The sequence below is a fragment of the Streptomyces sp. NPDC048191 genome, from assembly GCF_040652655.1.
Classification (GTDB): Bacteria; Actinomycetota; Actinomycetes; order Streptomycetales; family Streptomycetaceae; genus Streptomyces.
The window spans coordinates 359,387-376,306 of sequence record NZ_JBEZMO010000003.1 but is presented as its reverse complement, the minus strand read 5'-3'; the positions used below and the strand labels follow the sequence as shown (position 1 = coordinate 376,306).

Annotated in this window: 14 protein-coding genes; 10 read left to right on the top strand and 4 right to left on the bottom strand. The window is 72.8% G+C overall.

The genetic code is table 11. The features are described 5' to 3' along the window. Positions 1-12: 12 nt before the first annotated feature. The 6 genes from AB0D93_RS07520 (at position 13) to AB0D93_RS07495 (ending at position 7,681) form a co-directional block, all read left to right on the top strand. Positions 13-1,866 carry a biotin carboxylase N-terminal domain-containing protein gene (locus tag AB0D93_RS07520; RefSeq protein ID WP_362114500.1) on the top strand — a complete coding sequence of 618 codons (1,854 nt, stop codon included), beginning with the start codon at positions 13-15 and terminating at the stop codon, positions 1,864-1,866. A 7-nt stretch (positions 1,867-1,873) separates the two neighbouring features. Next, the gene (locus AB0D93_RS07515; protein WP_362114497.1) at positions 1,874-3,034 is read left to right on the top strand and encodes an acyl-CoA dehydrogenase; all 1,161 of its coding nucleotides are present in this window, start codon (positions 1,874-1,876) and stop codon (positions 3,032-3,034) included. A gap of 20 nt (positions 3,035-3,054) precedes the next feature. Then, positions 3,055-4,626 carry a 4-coumarate--CoA ligase family protein gene (locus tag AB0D93_RS07510; protein WP_362114494.1) on the top strand — a complete coding sequence of 524 codons (1,572 nt, stop codon included), beginning with the start codon at positions 3,055-3,057 and terminating at the stop codon, positions 4,624-4,626. Then, complete coding sequence (locus tag AB0D93_RS07505) at positions 4,623-5,357, top strand: enoyl-CoA hydratase family protein (protein ID WP_362114491.1); 735 nt, start codon at positions 4,623-4,625, stop codon at positions 5,355-5,357. The genes AB0D93_RS07510 and AB0D93_RS07505 overlap by 4 nt, the downstream gene beginning before the upstream one ends. After that, complete coding sequence (locus AB0D93_RS07500) at positions 5,345-5,950, top strand: TetR/AcrR family transcriptional regulator (RefSeq protein WP_362114488.1); 606 nt, start codon at positions 5,345-5,347, stop codon at positions 5,948-5,950. The genes AB0D93_RS07505 and AB0D93_RS07500 overlap by 13 nt, the downstream gene beginning before the upstream one ends. Before the next feature lie 696 nt (positions 5,951-6,646). Then, positions 6,647-7,681, top strand: coding sequence for a 2-oxoglutarate and iron-dependent oxygenase domain-containing protein (locus AB0D93_RS07495; protein ID WP_362114485.1), 1,035 nt, complete (start codon positions 6,647-6,649; stop codon positions 7,679-7,681). 100 nt (positions 7,682-7,781) lie between these two features. Here AB0D93_RS07495 and AB0D93_RS07490 read toward each other — a convergent pair whose 3' ends face one another. Then, entirely contained in the window at positions 7,782-8,882 is a 1,101-nt protein-coding gene (locus tag AB0D93_RS07490) for a citrate synthase 2 (protein WP_362114482.1), read from the bottom strand. Between the two features lie 178 nt (positions 8,883-9,060). On the opposite strand from AB0D93_RS07490, the gene pdxH reads away from it, so the two are divergent. Further along, entirely contained in the window at positions 9,061-9,747 is a 687-nt protein-coding gene (gene pdxH, locus AB0D93_RS07485; RefSeq protein WP_362114479.1) for a pyridoxamine 5'-phosphate oxidase, read from the top strand. 380 nt (positions 9,748-10,127) lie between these two features. Continuing rightward, the gene (locus AB0D93_RS07480; RefSeq protein WP_362114476.1) at positions 10,128-10,883 is read left to right on the top strand and encodes an SIS domain-containing protein; all 756 of its coding nucleotides are present in this window, start codon (positions 10,128-10,130) and stop codon (positions 10,881-10,883) included. Between the two features lie 23 nt (positions 10,884-10,906). Here the strand turns inward: AB0D93_RS07480 and AB0D93_RS07475 are convergent, their stop codons facing one another. Continuing rightward, a complete protein-coding gene (locus AB0D93_RS07475) occupies positions 10,907-12,304 on the bottom strand; it encodes a PAS domain-containing protein (RefSeq protein ID WP_362114473.1) in 1,398 nt (465 codons plus the stop codon). A gap of 297 nt (positions 12,305-12,601) precedes the next feature. Between AB0D93_RS07475 and AB0D93_RS07470 the strand changes: the two genes are divergently transcribed. After that, the gene (locus AB0D93_RS07470) at positions 12,602-13,294 is read left to right on the top strand and encodes a metal-dependent transcriptional regulator (RefSeq protein WP_362114470.1); all 693 of its coding nucleotides are present in this window, start codon (positions 12,602-12,604) and stop codon (positions 13,292-13,294) included. A gap of 323 nt (positions 13,295-13,617) precedes the next feature. After that, the gene (locus tag AB0D93_RS07465; RefSeq protein WP_362114467.1) at positions 13,618-14,505 is read left to right on the top strand and encodes an alpha/beta hydrolase; all 888 of its coding nucleotides are present in this window, start codon (positions 13,618-13,620) and stop codon (positions 14,503-14,505) included. 31 nt (positions 14,506-14,536) lie between these two features. Here AB0D93_RS07465 and AB0D93_RS07460 read toward each other — a convergent pair whose 3' ends face one another. Continuing rightward, positions 14,537-16,123, bottom strand: coding sequence for a transporter (locus AB0D93_RS07460; RefSeq protein ID WP_362114464.1), 1,587 nt, complete (start codon positions 16,121-16,123; stop codon positions 14,537-14,539). Then, on the bottom strand, positions 16,120-16,896 hold the full coding sequence (locus AB0D93_RS07455) for an ABC transporter ATP-binding protein (protein ID WP_362114461.1): 777 nt from the start codon (positions 16,894-16,896) through the stop codon (positions 16,120-16,122). The genes AB0D93_RS07460 and AB0D93_RS07455 overlap by 4 nt, the downstream gene beginning before the upstream one ends. Positions 16,897-16,920: the final 24 nt, after the last annotated feature.

Sequence of the window (16,920 nt, the reverse complement as noted above, 5' to 3'; positions counted from 1 at the left end):
ATGAGGGGTTCCGTGATTTCGACTCTGCTCGTCGCCAACCGCGGCGAGATCGCCTGCCGGATCTTCCGCACCTGCCGTGAGCTGGGAATCCGGACGGTCGCCGTACACTCCGACGCCGACGAGAACGCGCTCCACGCGCGCGTGGCCGACACGGCGGTACGACTGCCGGGCGCGGCGCCCGCCGAGACGTATCTGCGCGGCGACCTGATCGTGAAGGCGGCCCTCGCGGCCGGCGCGGACGCCGTGCACCCGGGCTACGGCTTCCTGTCCGAGAACCCCGGCTTCGCCCGCGCCGTCCTCGACGCCGGCCTGACCTGGATCGGGCCGTCGCCCGAGGCCATCGAGGCGATGGCGTCCAAGACCCGCGCGAAGGAGCTGATGGGGATCGCGCCCCTCGGCGAGGCCGACGTCACCGAGGCCGACCTGCCGGTCCTGGTGAAGGCGGCCGCCGGCGGCGGCGGGCGCGGGATGCGGATCGTGCGCCGCCTGGAGGAGCTGAGCGCCGCACTGGAGGGCGCGCGCGCCGAGGCCGCGAGCGCCTTCGGCGACGGCGAGGTCTTCGTGGAGCCGTACCTGGAGCACGGCCGCCATGTCGAGGTGCAGATCCTCGCCGACGCCCACGGCACCGTCTGGCCGCTCGGCACCCGCGACTGCTCCCTGCAGCGCCGCCACCAGAAGGTCGTCGAGGAGGCCCCGGCGCCCGGACTCCCCGAGGGACTCACGCAGGACCTGTACGTGCTGGCCGTACAGGCCGCGTGCGCCGTCGCCTACGTGGGCGCCGGCACCGTGGAGTTCCTGGTCGCCGACGGCCGCGCCCACTTCCTGGAGATGAACACCCGCCTCCAGGTCGAACACCCCGTCACGGAGGCGGTGTTCGGCATCGACCTGGTCGCGGAACAGATCCGCGTTGCGGAGGGCGGGGCCCTCGAGAAGGACCCGCCACGCGCGCGTGGCCACGCCGTCGAGGCCCGGCTGTACGCCGAGGACCCCGCCCAGGACTGGGCGCCGCAGACCGGCACCCTGCACCACCTCGCCGTACCGGGCGGAGTCCGCCTGGACACCGGATACACCGACGGCGACACCATCGGCGTCCACTACGACCCGATGCTCGCCAAGGCCGTCGCCCACGCCCCCACCCGCGCGGAGGCGATCCGCCGGCTCGCGGGCGCGCTGGAGGGCGCGGCGATCCACGGCCCCGCGACCAACCGGGACCTCCTCGTGCGCTCCCTGCGCCACGCCGAGTTCGCCGACGGCCGCATGGACACCGGCTTCTACGACCGCCACCTGCCCGCCCTGACGGCCCCGGCCCCCGACCCGTACGCCCCGCTGGCCGCCGCCCTCGCCGACGCCCACGGCCGCTCCCGGTTCGGCGGCTGGCGCAACGTTCCCTCCCAGCCGCAGGTGAAGCGGTACGCGGTGGCGGGGGAGGAGCACGAGGTCCGCTACCGGCAGACGAGGCAGGGCCTCGCGGCCGAGGGGGTGCGGGTCGTGCACGCCGACGCGCGCCTGGTCGTTCTCGAAGTGGACGGCGTGGAGCGGAAGTACCCCGTCGCCCGCTACGGCGACGAGGTGTACGTGGGGGCCACCCGTCTCACCGCCCTGCCCCGCTTCCCCGATCCCACCGCCCAGCTCGCACCGGGTTCCCTGCTCGCGCCGATGCCGGGCACGGTCGTACGGATCGCCGAGGGGCTGACGGCCGGGGCAACGGTTCGGGCGGGCCAAGGCCTCATCTGGGTGGAGGCGATGAAGATGCAGCACCAGATCTCGTCGCCGGTCACCGGAACGCTGACCGCGCTGCATGCCGGCCCCGGCCAGCAGGTGGAACCAGGAACGTTGCTCGCCGTAGTGCAGGAAACCTCTTCTTAGGAGCCTCATGTCTCCCGTCATCGAAACCGAAGAGCACAAGGCCCTCCGCGCGGCGGTGGCCGCCCTCGGGAAACGCTACGGCCGCGACTACCTCGTGCAAGCCGTCGCCGCAGGCAAACCCCCCGCCGAACTCTGGTCCGAGGCGGGCAAGCTCGGCTACCTCGGAGTCAACCTGCCGGAGGCGTACGGCGGCGGTGGCGGCGGCATCACCGAACTCTCCATCGTCCTCGAGGAACTGGGTGCCGCCGGCTCCCCCCTCCTCATGCTCGTCGTCTCCCCGGCCATCTGCGGCACAGTGATCTCCCGCTTCGGCACCGAGGCCCAGAAGCGGACGTGGCTCCCGGGAATCGCCGACGGCACCCGTCTCATGGCCTTCGGCATCACCGAACCCGACGCCGGCTCCAACTCCCACCGCATCACCACCACGGCCCGCAAGGACGGCGCCGACTGGCTGCTCACCGGCCGCAAGGTCTTCATCTCCGGTGTCGACATGGCCGACGCCGTCCTGATCGTCGGCCGCACCGAGGACGCCCGCACCGGACGCCTCAAGCCCTGCCTGTTCATCGTCCCGACGGACGCCGAGGGCTTCCAGAAGCGGCCCATCGACATGGAACTGGGCGCCGCCGAGAAGCAGTTCGAGCTGGTCCTGGACGACGTACGGCTGCCCGCCGACGCGCTCGTCGGCGACGAGGACGCCGGTCTGCTGCAGCTGTTCGCCGGGCTCAACCCCGAGCGGATCATGACCGCCGCGTTCGCCATCGGGATGGGCCGCTACGCCCTCGCCAAGGCCATCGAGTACGCCCGCGACCGCACCGTGTGGAAGGCCCCCATCGGCGCGCACCAGGCCATCGCCCACCCCCTGGCGCAGGCGCACATCGACCTGGAACTGGCCCGCCTGATGATGCAGAAGGCGGCCCACCTCTACGACTCCGGTGACGACATCGGCGCGGGCGAGGCCGCCAACATGGCCAAGTACGCCGCCGGGGAGGCCTGCGTGAAGGCCGTCGACCAGGCCGTGCACACCCTCGGCGGCAACGGGCTCACGCGCGAGTTCGGACTCGCCTCGCTGATAACGGCCGCGCGCGTGGCTCGTATTGCTCCGGTGAGCCGGGAGATGATTCTCAACTACGTCTCCCATCAGACCCTGGGCCTGCCCAAGTCGTACTAGGCGACCGCACTGGAGGAACCGTGTTCCGCAGCGAGTACGCAGACGTTCCGCCCGTAGAACTCCCCATCCACGAGGCCGTCCTGGGTCACGCCGCCGACTTCGGCGAGCGTCCCGCCCTCATCGACGGTACGGACGGCACCACCCTCACGTACGAGCAGGTGAACCGGTTCCACCGGCGCGTCGCGGCCGGCCTCGCCGACGCGGGCGTCCGCAAGGGCGACGTCCTCGCCCTGCACAGCCCCAACACCATCGCGTTCCCGACCGCCTTCTACGCCGCCACGCGCGCGGGTGCCTCCGTCACCACGGTGCACCCGCTCGCCACCCCCGAGGAGTTCGCCAAACAGCTCGGCGACAGCGGGGCGCGCTGGATCGTGACCGTGTCGCCCCTGCTGGAGGGGGCCCGCCGTGCCGCCGAACTCGCGGGCAGCATAAGGGAGATATTCGTCTGCGACAGCGCGCCCGGGCACCACTCGCTCGTCGACATGCTCGCCACCACCGCCCCCGAACCGCGGCTCGCCTTCGACCCGGCCGAGGACGTCGCCGCGCTGCCGTACTCCTCCGGCACGACCGGCGTCCCCAAGGGCGTGATGCTCACCCACCGGCAGATCGCCACCAACCTCGCCCAGCTGGAGCCCGCCGTCACCATGGCACCCGGCGAGCGCATCCTCGCCGTCCTGCCGTTCTTCCACATCTACGGGCTCACCGCCCTGATGAACGCACCCCTGCGCAAGGGCGCGACGGTCGTCGTCCTGCCCCGCTTCGACCTGGAGTCGTTCCTCGCGGCCGTCGAGAAGCACCGCATCACCGGCCTGTACGTCGCCCCGCCGATCGTCCTCGCGCTCGCCAAGCACCCGGCGGTCACCCGCTACGACCTCTCCTCGCTCAGGTACGTCATCAGCGCCGCCGCCCCGCTGGACGCCCACCTCGCCCGTGCCTGCGCCGCACGGCTCGGCCTCCCCCCGATCGGCCAGGCCTACGGCATGACGGAACTGTCCCCGGGCACCCACGTCGTGCCCCTCGACCGGCTGCACGACGCCCCCGCCGGCACGGTCGGCAGGCTCATCGCCGGCACCGAGATGCGGATCGTGTCCCTGGACGACCCCGGCAAGGACCACGGCACCGGCGAGTCGGGCGAGATCCTGATCCGCGGCCCCCAGGTGATGAAGGGCTATCTCGGCCGCCCCGACGCCACCACCGCCATGATCGACGCCGACGGCTGGCTGCACACCGGGGACGTCGGGCACGTCGACGAGGACGGCTGGCTGTTCGTCGTGGACCGGGTGAAGGAGCTCATCAAGTACAAGGGCTTCCAGGTGGCCCCCGCCGAACTGGAGGCCCTGCTGCTCACCCACCCCGGCATCGCCGACGCCGCCGTCGTCGGCGCCTACAACGACGACGGCAACGAGGTCCCGCACGCCTTCGTCGTCCGCCGGGCCGACACCGCCGCCGGGCTCACGCGGAACGAGATCATGCTGTACGTCGCCGAGCGGGTCGCGCCGTACAAACGCGTCCGCGAGGTCACCTTCGTCGACACCGTCCCGCGCGCCGCCTCCGGCAAGATCCTGCGCCGGGAACTCCGGGAGCTGCTGTGACACTGATCAGCCGCACGCGCGCGCGTGCCGTGGAAACCCTCAGCCTCGACTCCACCGACACCCGCAACGCCCTCTCGGCGGCCCTCGTGTCCGACCTGGCGAGCGCCCTCACCGACTGCGGCAAGGACCCGGACGTGCGCGCCGTCGTCCTCACCCACACCGGCACCACCTTCAGCGCCGGCGCCGACCTGCGCGACCCGCCGCAGCCGGACGCCCTGGTCGGCCTGCTCCGGCAGATCGTCGAGCTGCCCAAACCGGTCGTCGCCCGGATCACCGGGCACGTTCGCGCGGGCGGCCTGGGCCTGCTCGCCGCCTGTGACATCGCCGCCGCGTCGACCGCGGCCACCTTCGCCTTCACCGAGGTCCGCATCGGCGTCGCACCCGCCGTGATCTCCCTGCCGGTGATCCCGCGCACCGACTCCCGCGCCCTGGCCCGCTACTACCTCACCGGCGAACGCTTCGATGCGGCGCAGGCCGTACGCCTCGGCCTGCTCACGACCACGGCCGACGACGTGGACGAGGCCCTGGCCCCCGTCCTCGACGGTCTGCGCCGCTCCTGCCCGCAGGCCCTGGCCGAGACGAAACGGCTGCTCACGGTTAGGGTGCTGGAGACATTCGACCGGGATGCGGCGGACCTGACCGCCCTCTCGGCCCGGCTGTTCGCCTCCGACCAGGCACGGGAGGGGATGACAGCCTTCCTGGAAAGACGGGACGCGGCATGGGTGGTGTGAGTACGGCGGAACGGGACCGCCTCCCCAAGCAGGACCGCAGCCGGGCCACCCGGCAGCGGCTCCTGGAGGCCGCCGTGGCCTGCCTGGCCGAACACGGCTGGGCGGGCTCCACCGTCGCCGTCGTCGCCGAGCGCGCCGGCGTCTCCCGCGGCGCCGCCCAGCACCACTTCCCGACCCGGGAGGACCTGTTCACGGCCGCCGTCGAGTACGTGGCCGAAGAGCGCTCCACCGCGCTCAGGGACCTCTTCCCGGACCGCACCGCCGACCGCCGTGCCGTCGTCGCCGCCCTCGTCGACCTCTACACCGGCCCCCTCTTCCGCGCCGCCCTGCACCTGTGGGTCGCCGCCTCCAACGAGGACCAGCTGCGCACGCGCGTGACCGAGCTGGAGGCCCGCGTCGGCCGCGAGACCCACCGCATCGCCGTCGAACTCCTCGGCGCCGACGAGTCCCGCCCCGGCGTCCGCGAGACCGTCCAGGGCTTCCTCGACCTGGCCCGCGGCCTCGGCCTCGCCAACCTCCTCACCGACGACACCGCCCGCCGCCGGCGGGTCGTCGACCAGTGGGCCGACCTGCTGGAACAGGCCCTGCGCTGAGCCGTTGTCAGGGGGGTCGGCTACGGTTCCGGGCAGGAGGGACACCTTCCGGACGATCGTCGACCTCGACGCCACCGCCGCCGAGGCGCCGGCGCTCGCCCGGCGCGTGCTCGACCGCCTCGTGACCGAGGGCGTCGTGCTGCCCGAGCGCACCAGCCGCTCCTTCGGGGAGCACCTGCCCGGCCCGCACCGGGACCGGGCGGTCGGCCCGGAGGACGGCCGCTGGAAACCGAGCGGCACGAGACCGGCGAGGCCGACGACGACTGCCCCGCCTGCGCCGCCCCCGTCCCCCTGCCGGACCGGACCTGGGCCTGGGACTACTTCGCCTTCGGCCACCTCGGCTTCGAGTTCCGGAACTGGCCCGGGTTCACCGGGGACTTCCGCACGCTGACGGCCGACGCGCTGGACGGCCACCGTACGGTCTGCGTCTGGGGCAGGTTCTGACAGGCACTGCCCGCTCCTCCCGGCCGTGAACCGGGCCACATCCGTATTCCGCGCCGCGCAGTAGGCTGGGCCCATGCTTCCGATGCTCGTTCGCCGTCGCCACGTGGACTACGTGCGCGTCACGAGCATGGGCTGTCGGCCTTCGGCCTGATTCAGCCCCTTTTATCTCCCTCTTCTTACGGCATCCTGGGCGGCGCCGCCTCCATCCCCGGCGGGCCTGCCCGTGGCCCACACACCCCTGTGGACGCACCCATGACGACGCACATCGCGACGACCCCGTCGTACGACCAGCTCCCCATCATCGACCTGTCGGCCGCCGACCGTGGCCCCCAGGCCCGCGCCCTGCTCCACGCCCAACTGCACAGCGCCGCCCACGACGTCGGCTTCTTCCAGCTCGTCGGGCACGGCGTGACCCGGGCCGAGACCGACGCGCTGCTCACCGCCATGCGGGCCTTCTTCGCGCTCCCCGAAGCCGACCGGCTCGCCCTCGACAACGTGAACTCGCCGCACTTCAGGGGCTACACGCGCACCGGCGACGAGCGCACCGCCGGCGCCCGGGACTGGCGCGACCAGCTCGACATCGGCGCCGAACGCCCGGCCCGCGCCCCCGCCCCGGGCGAGCCCGCGTACTGGTGGCTCCAGGGCCCCAACCAGTGGCCCGCCGCCCTCCCCGAGCTCCGCACCGCCGCGCTGACCTGGATCGACAGGCTCAGCACGGTCGCCGAGCGCCTCCTGCACGAGCTCCTGGCGGCGATCGGCGCCCCGGCCGGCTTCTACGACCCGATCTTCGGCGACCGTGCCCACCCGCACCTCAAGCTCGTCCGCTACCCCGGCAGCGCGGGCGACGGCACCGACCAGGGCGTGGGCGCGCACAAGGACTACGGCTTCCTGACCCTGCTCCTGCAGGACACGGTCGGCGGCCTCCAGGTCCACCGCGAGGACGGCCTCTTCCACGACGTCCCGCCCCTGCCGGGGGCCTTCGTCGTCAACCTCGGCGAACTCCTGGAGGTCGCCACCAACGGCTACCTCCTGGCCACCAACCACCGCGTGGTGAGCCCCCCGGGAGCGACGGAACGCTTCTCCGTGCCGTTCTTCTACAACCCCCGCCTGGACGCGAGGATCGAGCCGTTGCCCTTCCCGCACGCGTCCGAGGCGCCGGGCATCACGACCGACCCCTCGAACCCCCTGTTCGCGGAGTACGGCTACAACGAACTCAAGGGCAAGCTGAGGGCCCACCCCCTGGTGGCGGAGCGACACCACAGCAGCCTGTTGATGCCGGCGGCGTGAATTCCTCGGGGGCGCGGGGCCGTACCGGCGTGCGGCTCCGCCGCGCGGGCGCCGCCGGCCACAAGGGCCCGCAGTCGCCCGCGCTCCCGAGCCGTCCCCCTCAGTGGGCGATCTCCCCGTACCCCTCGATGTCCTCCGGCCTCCGCGGCCCGGGCCCCACATACCGGGCCGAAGGCCGCACCAGCCGCCCCGTCCGCTTCTGCTCCAGAACGTGCGCCGACCACCCGGCGGTCCGAGCACACGTGAACATCGACGTGAACATGTGCGCCGGCACCTCGGCGAAGTCGAGCACGATGGCGGCCCAGAACTCCACGTTGGTGGCGAGCACCCGATCCGGCCGACGGTTGTGCAGCTCCTCCAGCGCGGCCTTCTCCAACGCCTCGGCCACCTCGAACCGCGGAGCGCCGAGCTCGCGCGCCGTACGCCGCAGCACCCGCGCCCGCGGATCCTCGGCCCGGTACACCCGGTGCCCGAAGCCCATCAGCCGCTCACCCCGGTCCAGGGCCTGGCGGACGTACGCCTCCGCGTCCCCCGTCCGCTCGATCTCCTCGATCATCCCGAGCACCCGCGACGGCGCACCCCCGTGCAGCGGCCCGGACATGGCGCCCACCGCACCGGACAGCGCGGCGGCGACGTCCGCGCCCGTGGACGCGATGACCCGCGCCGTGAAGGTGGACGCGTTCATGCCGTGCTCGGCGGCGGACGTCCAGTAGGCGTCCACGGCCGCGACGTGCCGGGGGTCGGGCTCGCCCCGCCAGCGGATCATGAACCGCTCCACGACCGACTTGGCCTTGTCGATCTCCCGCTGCGGCACCATCGGCAGCCCCTGGCCCCGCGCGGACTGGGCGACGTACGACAGCGCCATGACGGCGGCCCGCGCGAGATCGTCCCGCGCCTGCCCCTCGTCGATGTCGAGCAGCGGCTTCAGCCCCCACACCGGGGCCAGCATGGCGAGCGCCGACTGCACGTCCACGCGGATGTCACCGGAGTGCACCGGGATCGGGAACGGCTCGGCGGGCGGCAGACCGGGGTTGAAGGCGCCGTCGACCAGCAGCCCCCACACGTTCCCGAACGAGACGTGTCCGACCAGGTCCTCGATGTCGACGCCCCGGTAGCGCAGGGCGCCGCCCTCCTTGTCCGGCTCGGCGATCTCCGTCTCGAACGCGACGACTCCCTCGAGTCCGGGTACGAAATCGGACATCAGGCGGCTCCTCGTGATGTGGTCGGCGGCGGTCACCCCGGTGATGCCCCGATCGGCCGGTGGTCATCCGGTGGTCAGTGAAACCGTGGGGGAAGCAGCACGATAACCCCCGGTGCCATCCTTGGGGAGTCCGTACGACACCGAGTGCCAGCGGCGTTCGATACGGCAGGATGACCGCGTGACCGACCGCGAACCCCTCCTGGACCCCGCCCTCGACCCGGCCGCCATGCGCAAGCAGTACCGGGCGGCGGGCCTCGCCGAACAGGACCTCGCCGCACACCCCATGGACCAGTTCGCCCGCTGGTTCGAGGACGCCGCCCGGGCGGTCCTGCACGGTACGGTCTACGAACCCAACGCGATGGTCGTCTCCACGGCGGACGCGGCGGGCCGGCCCAGCTCGCGCACGGTCCTGATGAAGCAGTTCGACACCGAGGGCTTCGTCTTCTACACCAACTACGACTCCCGCAAGGCCCGCGACCTCGCGGAGAACCCGCACATCTGCCTGCTCTTCCCCTGGCACCCGCTCGCCCGCCAGGTCATCGTCACCGGCACCGCCCGGCGCACCGGCCGCGACGAGACGGCCGCCTACTTCCGCACCCGCCCGCACGGCTCCCAGCTGGGCGCCTGGGCCAGCGCCCAGTCCTCGGTGATCGACTCCCGCACCGAACTGGACACCGCCTACGCCGAGCTGGAGGCGCGCTACCCCGAGGGCGAGCAGGTCCCGGTCCCACCGCACTGGGGCGGCTTCCGCGTCACCCCGGAGACCGTCGAGTTCTGGCAGGGCCGCGAGAACCGCCTCCACGACCGCCTGCGCTACGTGGGCCGGCCGGACGGAGGCTGGAAGACCGAGCGTCTCAGCCCCTGACCAGGCTCCCCGCGAACGCAGACGACCCGCGGGCTGGGTTCCTCCGAGGAGGAGCCGGCCGGACGTACCGGCAGCCCGCGGGTCGGGTGACTGCTTGGGAATGGGGCCGGCTGCACGCCTCTGTCACGTGCTGGTCCGGCACCGCACTGGATGTGGTGGCGGACCGCTAGCCCGCAGCCACCTCACGCGTCCGGTTCTCATACATCTGCCGAACCACCTCCCTTCTCGTGTACTCCACACCCTAAGAAGGCGAGGGAAGGTACTCAACTGTTTTTCGCCGGATGCCGCTGGATGTGTCCGGTGACCCGTGCCCGTATTGACACCGCACTGGTCCAGACCGCACGGTGATCCGCGACACAGACGCTGCGAAGGGGCACCGCATGAGCGACGGCACGCCTGCCGACCTGTTCTTCGACGCCGCCATCACCCTGTTGCAACGGGTCCGCGACGAGGAGGCCGGGGCGATCACCGCGGCCGGCACCCTGCTCGCCGACACCGTCGCCGCCGGTGGCCGACTGTTCGCCTTCGGCGCCGGGCACTCCTCGCTGGCCGCCCAGGACGTCGTCTACCGCGCGGGCGGCCTCGCCCTGATGAACCTGCTCGCCGTCCCCGGTGTCGTCGGCGTCGACGTCACCCCGGCCACCCTCGGCTCCGCCCTCGAACGCGTCGACGGGCTCGCGAGCGCCGTCCTCGACACCTCACCGGTCCGCTCCGGCGACGCCCTCGTGATCATCTCCCTCTCCGGGCGCAACGCCCTGCCCGTGGAGATGGCCCTGAACGCCCGCGCCCTCGGCGTGAAGGTCATCGGTGTCACCTCGGTCGCGTACGCCGCGCAGACCACGTCCCGGCACGCCTCCGGCACCTTCCTGAAGGACCACTGCGACATCGTCCTGGACTCGAAGATCGCCGTCGGCGACGCCGAACTCACCCTCGACACCATCCCGGCGCCCTTCGCGCCCGCCTCCACGGTCGTGACCTCCGCCCTGATGCAGGCCGTGATGGCGACCACCGCCGCCGCGCTCGCCGACCGGGGCATCGAACCCCCGCTGCTGCGCTCCGGCAATGTGGACGGCGGGCACGAGTGGAACGGCCGGGTGATGCGGGAGTACGGCGACCGGATCTTCTACCGGCACTGAGCCCGCAGGCGGGCCACCGCCGCCTACTCCTCCCGCACCGCTTCCGCCAGGTCCAGCGCCGCCGCGATGCGGACCGCCACGTCCTCCGCGTAGGCCGTGTCGGACCGCTCGAAGCGGCTGCGGCCGGAGCCGCGCAGGAAGGTGACCACGCCCAGGGTCCGTCCCCGGCTGCGCAGCACCGCGCACAGGGCGTGCACCGCGTCCCCGGGCCACTGCCGGGCGAGCGCCCACTCCCGCGCCCGTTCCGCCGGGACCGACCCGGCGTCCGTGCGCACCGCGCCGGCCCGCTCCACGCACTGCAGCGCCGGATGGCCGGGCTCGTAGCGCACGGGCAGCCCGGCCGCGCCGGTGAGCAGACTCGGCCCCGGCGCTCCGGTGGGTGTCGCGGCGAGCCGTACCAGCCGCACGGCCGTCTCCTCGCCGTCCGGTCCCTCCGCGCGCGGGGAAGGCGCCACACGGTCGATCAGCGCGTGGTCGGCGAAGCCGGCGAGGGCGAAGTCCAGGTGGACGGTGGCCGCCTCGGCCGGGTTCTCGCACTCGGCGGCGGCCCGCGCGGCGCGGTGCAACTGGTTGGTCCGGAACCGCAGCAGGGCCGCTTCCTGCTCGCTCTGCCGGCTCTCGGTGACGTCCTGGAACAGCCAGCCGACGCCGAGCGGCACCGGTTCCTCCGCGAGCGGTGAGGCCAGCCGCACGAACCCGCTCCGCCAGCAGCGCCGCTTCTCGCCCTGCGAGGAGCGCAGGGTCACCCACATCTCGGCGGGTGCGGGCGGCGCGCCCTCGGCCAGTACGTGGGTGAGCGCGGCCTCCAGCTCCTCCACGCCCTGCGCGAGCAGCTCGCCGAGCGGCCTGCCCAGCGCGGACGTCCGCCCGATCCCGAGGGCACGGGCCGCGTGCGCATTGACGACGGCGGGCCGCAGGTCGGCGTCGATGAGGACGACTCCCCAGGCAGCGTCCTCGAACAGCGCCTCGCTCAGCGCGATCGACCGCTCCAGGTCGATCTGCGCGTGCACCTCGCTGAACGCGCAGTACACCCCGGCCGGCTTGCCGTCGGGCCCGCGCACGGCGGCGGACTGCGTGCGCACGAGCACGCGCCCGCCGTCCTTCGTGACCAGCGCGAACTCGTGCACCTGCCGTCCTGGTGCGTGCATCGCCGACATCAGCCGGGCGTGCACCTCCTCCGCGTCGGCGCTGCGCACCGCCCATCCGGCGAAGCCGTGCCGCCCGACCGCCTCGGCGGCCGTCCAGCCGAGGATGCGTTCGGCCTCGCGGTTCCAGTGCGTGACGACCCCGTCGGCGTCGAAGGCGCACAGGGCCGCGTCCATGCCGTCGAGCAGCGCGGCGAGCAGATCGGATCCGCCGGGCTCACCGGGCTCGTCCGGCCCCAGCTCGTCGGTGGTCCCACTCCGCCGGGAAGCACTCACCTGGACCCCCTGGAGGCTGCGTCGGCGCGCATCGGGCGCGCGGTTCGCTCACTGGCCCTTCATTCAACTGGAACGTGACTCAGCCCACAGCCTGTTCCCGCAAGATTGGTCCCACGAGATTGGGCGCGTCACCGGCCCGGTGCCGACGGTGCCGCAGCGCCCGGTCCGGCACCGGTTCGTGTCCCCACGGGGCCCCCGTTTCCCCGGCGGCCCCCGCTTGTCAGTGGGATCCGGCAGAATTGGTGCCAGGGCCAGCGCACGCGCCGGGCTGCCGGCAGAGGTAATCGAGGGGCACGTATGTCCGGACTGATCGACACCACGGAGATGTATCTCCGCACCATCCTCGAACTCGAAGAGGAAGGCGTCGTCCCCATGCGCGCCCGCATCGCGGAGCGGCTGGACCAGAGTGGGCCGACGGTGAGCCAGACGGTGGCGCGCATGGAGCGCGACGGCCTGGTGTCCGTGGCCAGCGACCGCCACCTGGAGCTGACGGACGAGGGACGCAGGCTGGCCACGCGCGTGATGCGCAAGCACCGGCTGGCCGAGTGTCTGCTCGTCGACGTGATCGGCCTGGAGTGGGAGCAGGTGCACGCGGAGGCCTGCCGCTGGGAGCACGTGATGAGCGAGGCCGTGGAGCGCCGCGTGCTGGAGCTGCTGCGGCACCCCACCGAGTCGCCGTACGGCAACCCCATCCCGGGCCTGGAGGAGCTGGGCGAGAAGGACGGCGCGAATCCGTTCCTGGACGAGGGCATGGTCTCGCTGGCCGACCTGGACCCGGGCACGGACGGCAAGACGGTCGTCGTCCGCCGCATCGGCGAGCCGATCCAGACCGACGCCCAGCTGATGTACACGCTGCGGCGCGCGGGTGTGCAGCCCGGCTCCGTGGTGAGCGTGACGGAGTCGGCCGGCGGTGTCCTGGTGGGCAGCGGCGGCGAGGCGGCCGAGCTGGAGGCGGACGTCGCCTCGCACGTGTTCGTCGCCAAGCGCTGAAGCAGGAGGAAGCCCCGGCGCCGTGTGGCGCCGGGGCCTGTCCTCCCCTGTGCTGACCCGGAGCCCCGAGCTCTCAGGGTCATCCCCTCGGACCGTCTTTCCCCGAGCGGTCCGCCTCCCGCCAGAAAGATCCCCTTGGCGGCGACGATCATGCCTTGCAGGGTGTCACTCGAATGAGGGGTGTTGTCCGCAGAGACGGATTTTTCGAATAGGTATTCGATAGTCTGCGGCGGCAGAACGAGCACGACAGCGACAGCAGCGAGTACGAGCGAGTACGGCAGTACACCGGTACGAGTCAAGCGGAGCTGGGGGGTGCCAGGCCCATGGCGCGGCGCATCGACGTGACGGGGGCGGGTGGCGTGCGCCTGGCCGCCTGGGAGTTCGCCGACCCGCCCAAGACGGGACTCGGCCCGCCGGACGAACGGGCGGACAGCACGCCCGGAGCTCCCGGCGTGCTGTTACTCCACGGCCTGATGGGCCGCGCCTCCCACTGGGCCTCGACCGCCCGCTGGCTGGCCGCACGGCACCGCGCGGTCGCCCTCGACCAGCGCGGTCACGGCCAGAGCGAGAAGCCCCCGCAGGCCGCCTACACCCGCGAGGCCTATGTCGAGGACGCCGAGGCCGCCGTGGAACAGCTCGGTATCGGCCCCGCGCTCCTCATCGGCCATGCCATGGGCGCGCTGACCGCCTGGCAGCTCGCCGCCAAGCGTCCCGATCTGGTGCGGGGCCTGGTCATCTGCGACATGCGGGCCTCCGCGCTGGGCGCCGCCTCGCAGCGGGAGTGGGCCGAGTGGTTCGGCGCCTGGCCCGTCCCCTTCGCCACGCTGGCCGACGTACGCAAGTGGTTCGGTGAGCTCGACCCCTGGGTGGAGCGGCCGAATCCGGCGCGCGGGGAGTTCTACGCCGAGGTGATGCACGAGTCGGCCGACGGCTGGCGCCCCGTGTTCGAGCCGGAGCAGATGCTCAGCTCCCGTGAGACGTGGGTGTACGACGCGCACTGGGAGGAGCTGGCCCAGGTGCGGTGCCCGGCGCTGGTGGTGCGCGGGGTGGACGGGGAGCTGGGCCGGGCGGAGGCGCAGGAGATGGTGAGGGTGCTGCCCGCGGGGGACTACGCGGAGGTCGCCGACGCCGGGCACCTTGCGCATTACGACATGCCGGGGGCCTGGCGGTCGGCCGTGGAGCCGTTCCTGGACCGGGTGCTCGGGGAGTGAGGGCGCCTGATCGTCTGCCGGGCAGCTTCCCTCACCCCTTGCTGACGGCCGTGAGGATCTCCGGCAGCCGTGCCGCCGTCCTCGGAGCGGCCAGGCGCAGACCCATGAGGGTCACCCCCGCGCCGTACACCGCGCCCACCGGCAGGAGCAGCCAACGCCAGTCCGCCCCGTCCGCGCTCACGTGGAGCCAGATGGTGAGGGCGATGACGGGGGAGCAGAGCAGGGCCGCCGACACCATGCCGCCGAAGATCGAGATCCAGGCGAGGCCCGCCTGTCCCGGGGCGACGTTCTTGTGGCCCTCCTGGGGGATGGAGTAGGGGAAGCGGGCCGAGGTCCAGGCGCCGGTGGCGAGCATCGCCCCGAGCAGCGCGAAGGACAGCCCCAGCACCTCCGGCAGCCGTGACCACGAACCCAGCAGGGCCGTGGTCGTGACGGTGACGAGCGCCGCGTACGGCAGGGTGATCAGCAGCAGGGCCAGGGCGCGGCCGCGCAGTTCGGCGTAGGCGTCCCGGGGTGAGGAGACGGTCATGGCCACCATCCAGAACGCGGAGGTGTCCTGCCCGAACTGGTTGTACATCTGGATGCCGAGCATCCCGGCGGCGAAGCACGCGAAGTAGACCGACCCGGTGCCCTGCGCCGCGTTGAACACCGGCACGATCAGCCCGATCGCCAGCGAGGTCACCCAGGCGGCCTTGGTCTTCGGATCCCGCCAGATGTACCGCAGGCTGCGCTCCATGACCGGACCCGTACGGCCCCGCGGCAGCAGCCGTCCGAGTCCGGCGGCCGAGCGGCCGCGGTCCCCGGCGTCGGCGGGCTGCAGCGTGGACTGGTCGGGCGCGGTCATCAGGCGGGTCAGACTGCGCGCCCACACGACGATCAGCGCCGTCAACCCGGCTGTCGTGACCGCGAGTTGGGCGCCCGCGAGGCCGTACGACCCCTCGCTCGCCGCGTGCACCGCCGCCACCGAGGACGCCGGCGGCACCCAGGACAGCACGTCCGCGACCGGCTGCAGCTGCCCGAGCCCGGCCGAACCCAGCTGTCGCGCGCCGAAGTTGACCAGCTGCGCCCCGACCGCGATCACCAGCCCGCTCAGCACGGCCAGATCGCGGCCCTTCCTGCTGGTCAGCAGCCGTACGTTGGCGGTGGCGACGGCCCGCGCCAGGGCCACGCAGACCAGCAGGGCGAGGACGACGGCGAGCACCGCCACGACGTAGCCCGCACCTCCGTGTGCGACGGACAGCGCGCAGCCCACCAGCACCAGCAGCGTGAACAACGGGCCGACGCCGACCAGGGAGGCCGCGAGCAGTGCCCGGACCAGCGGCCGGGGGCGCAGCGGGAGCATCACCAGCCGGGTCGGGTCCAGCGTCTCGTCGCCGGCCGGGAAGAACAGCGGCAGCACCGCCCAGCCCAGGGCCAGCACGGCGGTTCCCGGTACGGCGACCGTGTCGGCGCGCGCGTGCCCGCGCAGCAGAAGCAGACCGAGCAGCTGGGACAGCGCGATCAGGAGCGCGACGACGGCCGAGGCGACGAACGCGGCCCGCCGGCCCCCGGACTGCCGCAGCCCGTTCCGCAGCAGCGACAGCTTCAGCCGTACGACGGTGGAGGTGAGGCTCGTCATCGGGCCGCACCGCCGCCCAGCCAGTCCAGGTCGGCCCCGGTGTTCCGGCCGCTCGCCCCGACCAGCTCCAGGAACGCCCCCTGCAGCGTGGGGTGCGGCCCGCGCACCTCGGCCAGCGGCCCGGTGGCACGGATCCGCCCGGCCGCCATCACCGCCACCCAGTCGCACAGCGACTCGACCAGCTCCATGACGTGGGAGGAGAAGACGACGGTGGCGCCGGAGGCCGTGTACCGCTCCAGCACGCCCCGGATGGTCTGCGCGGACACCGGGTCGACGCCCTCGAACGGCTCGTCCAGGAAGAGCACCTCGGGATTGTGCAGGAGCGCGGCGGCGAGCCCGATCTTCTTGCGCATGCCGGTCGAGTAGTCGACGACGAGTTTGTGCTGGGCCCCGGCCAGGTCGAGGACGTCCAGCAGCTGCGTGGCCCGCTTGTCGACCTCGGCCCCCGGCAGCCCGCGCAGCCGCCCCGAGTACCCGAGCAGCTCGCGCCCCGACAGCCGTTCGAACAGGCGTAGCCCCTCGGGCAGCACCCCGATCCGCGCCTTGACGGCCACGGGATCGCGCCACACGTCGTGACCGACGACCTCCACGGTCCCGCCGTCCGGCCGCAGCAACCCGGTGACCATGGAGAGGGTGGTGGTCTTACCGGCTCCGTTCGGCCCGACCAGCCCGATGAACTTCCCGGCGGGCAGGTCGAGATCGATCCCGCCGACAGCCACCTGCTGCCCGAACTGCTTCCAGAGCCCACGCACGCGTACCGCAGCTTCCGTCATGCATGAAGGTTACGGCGGCGGTGG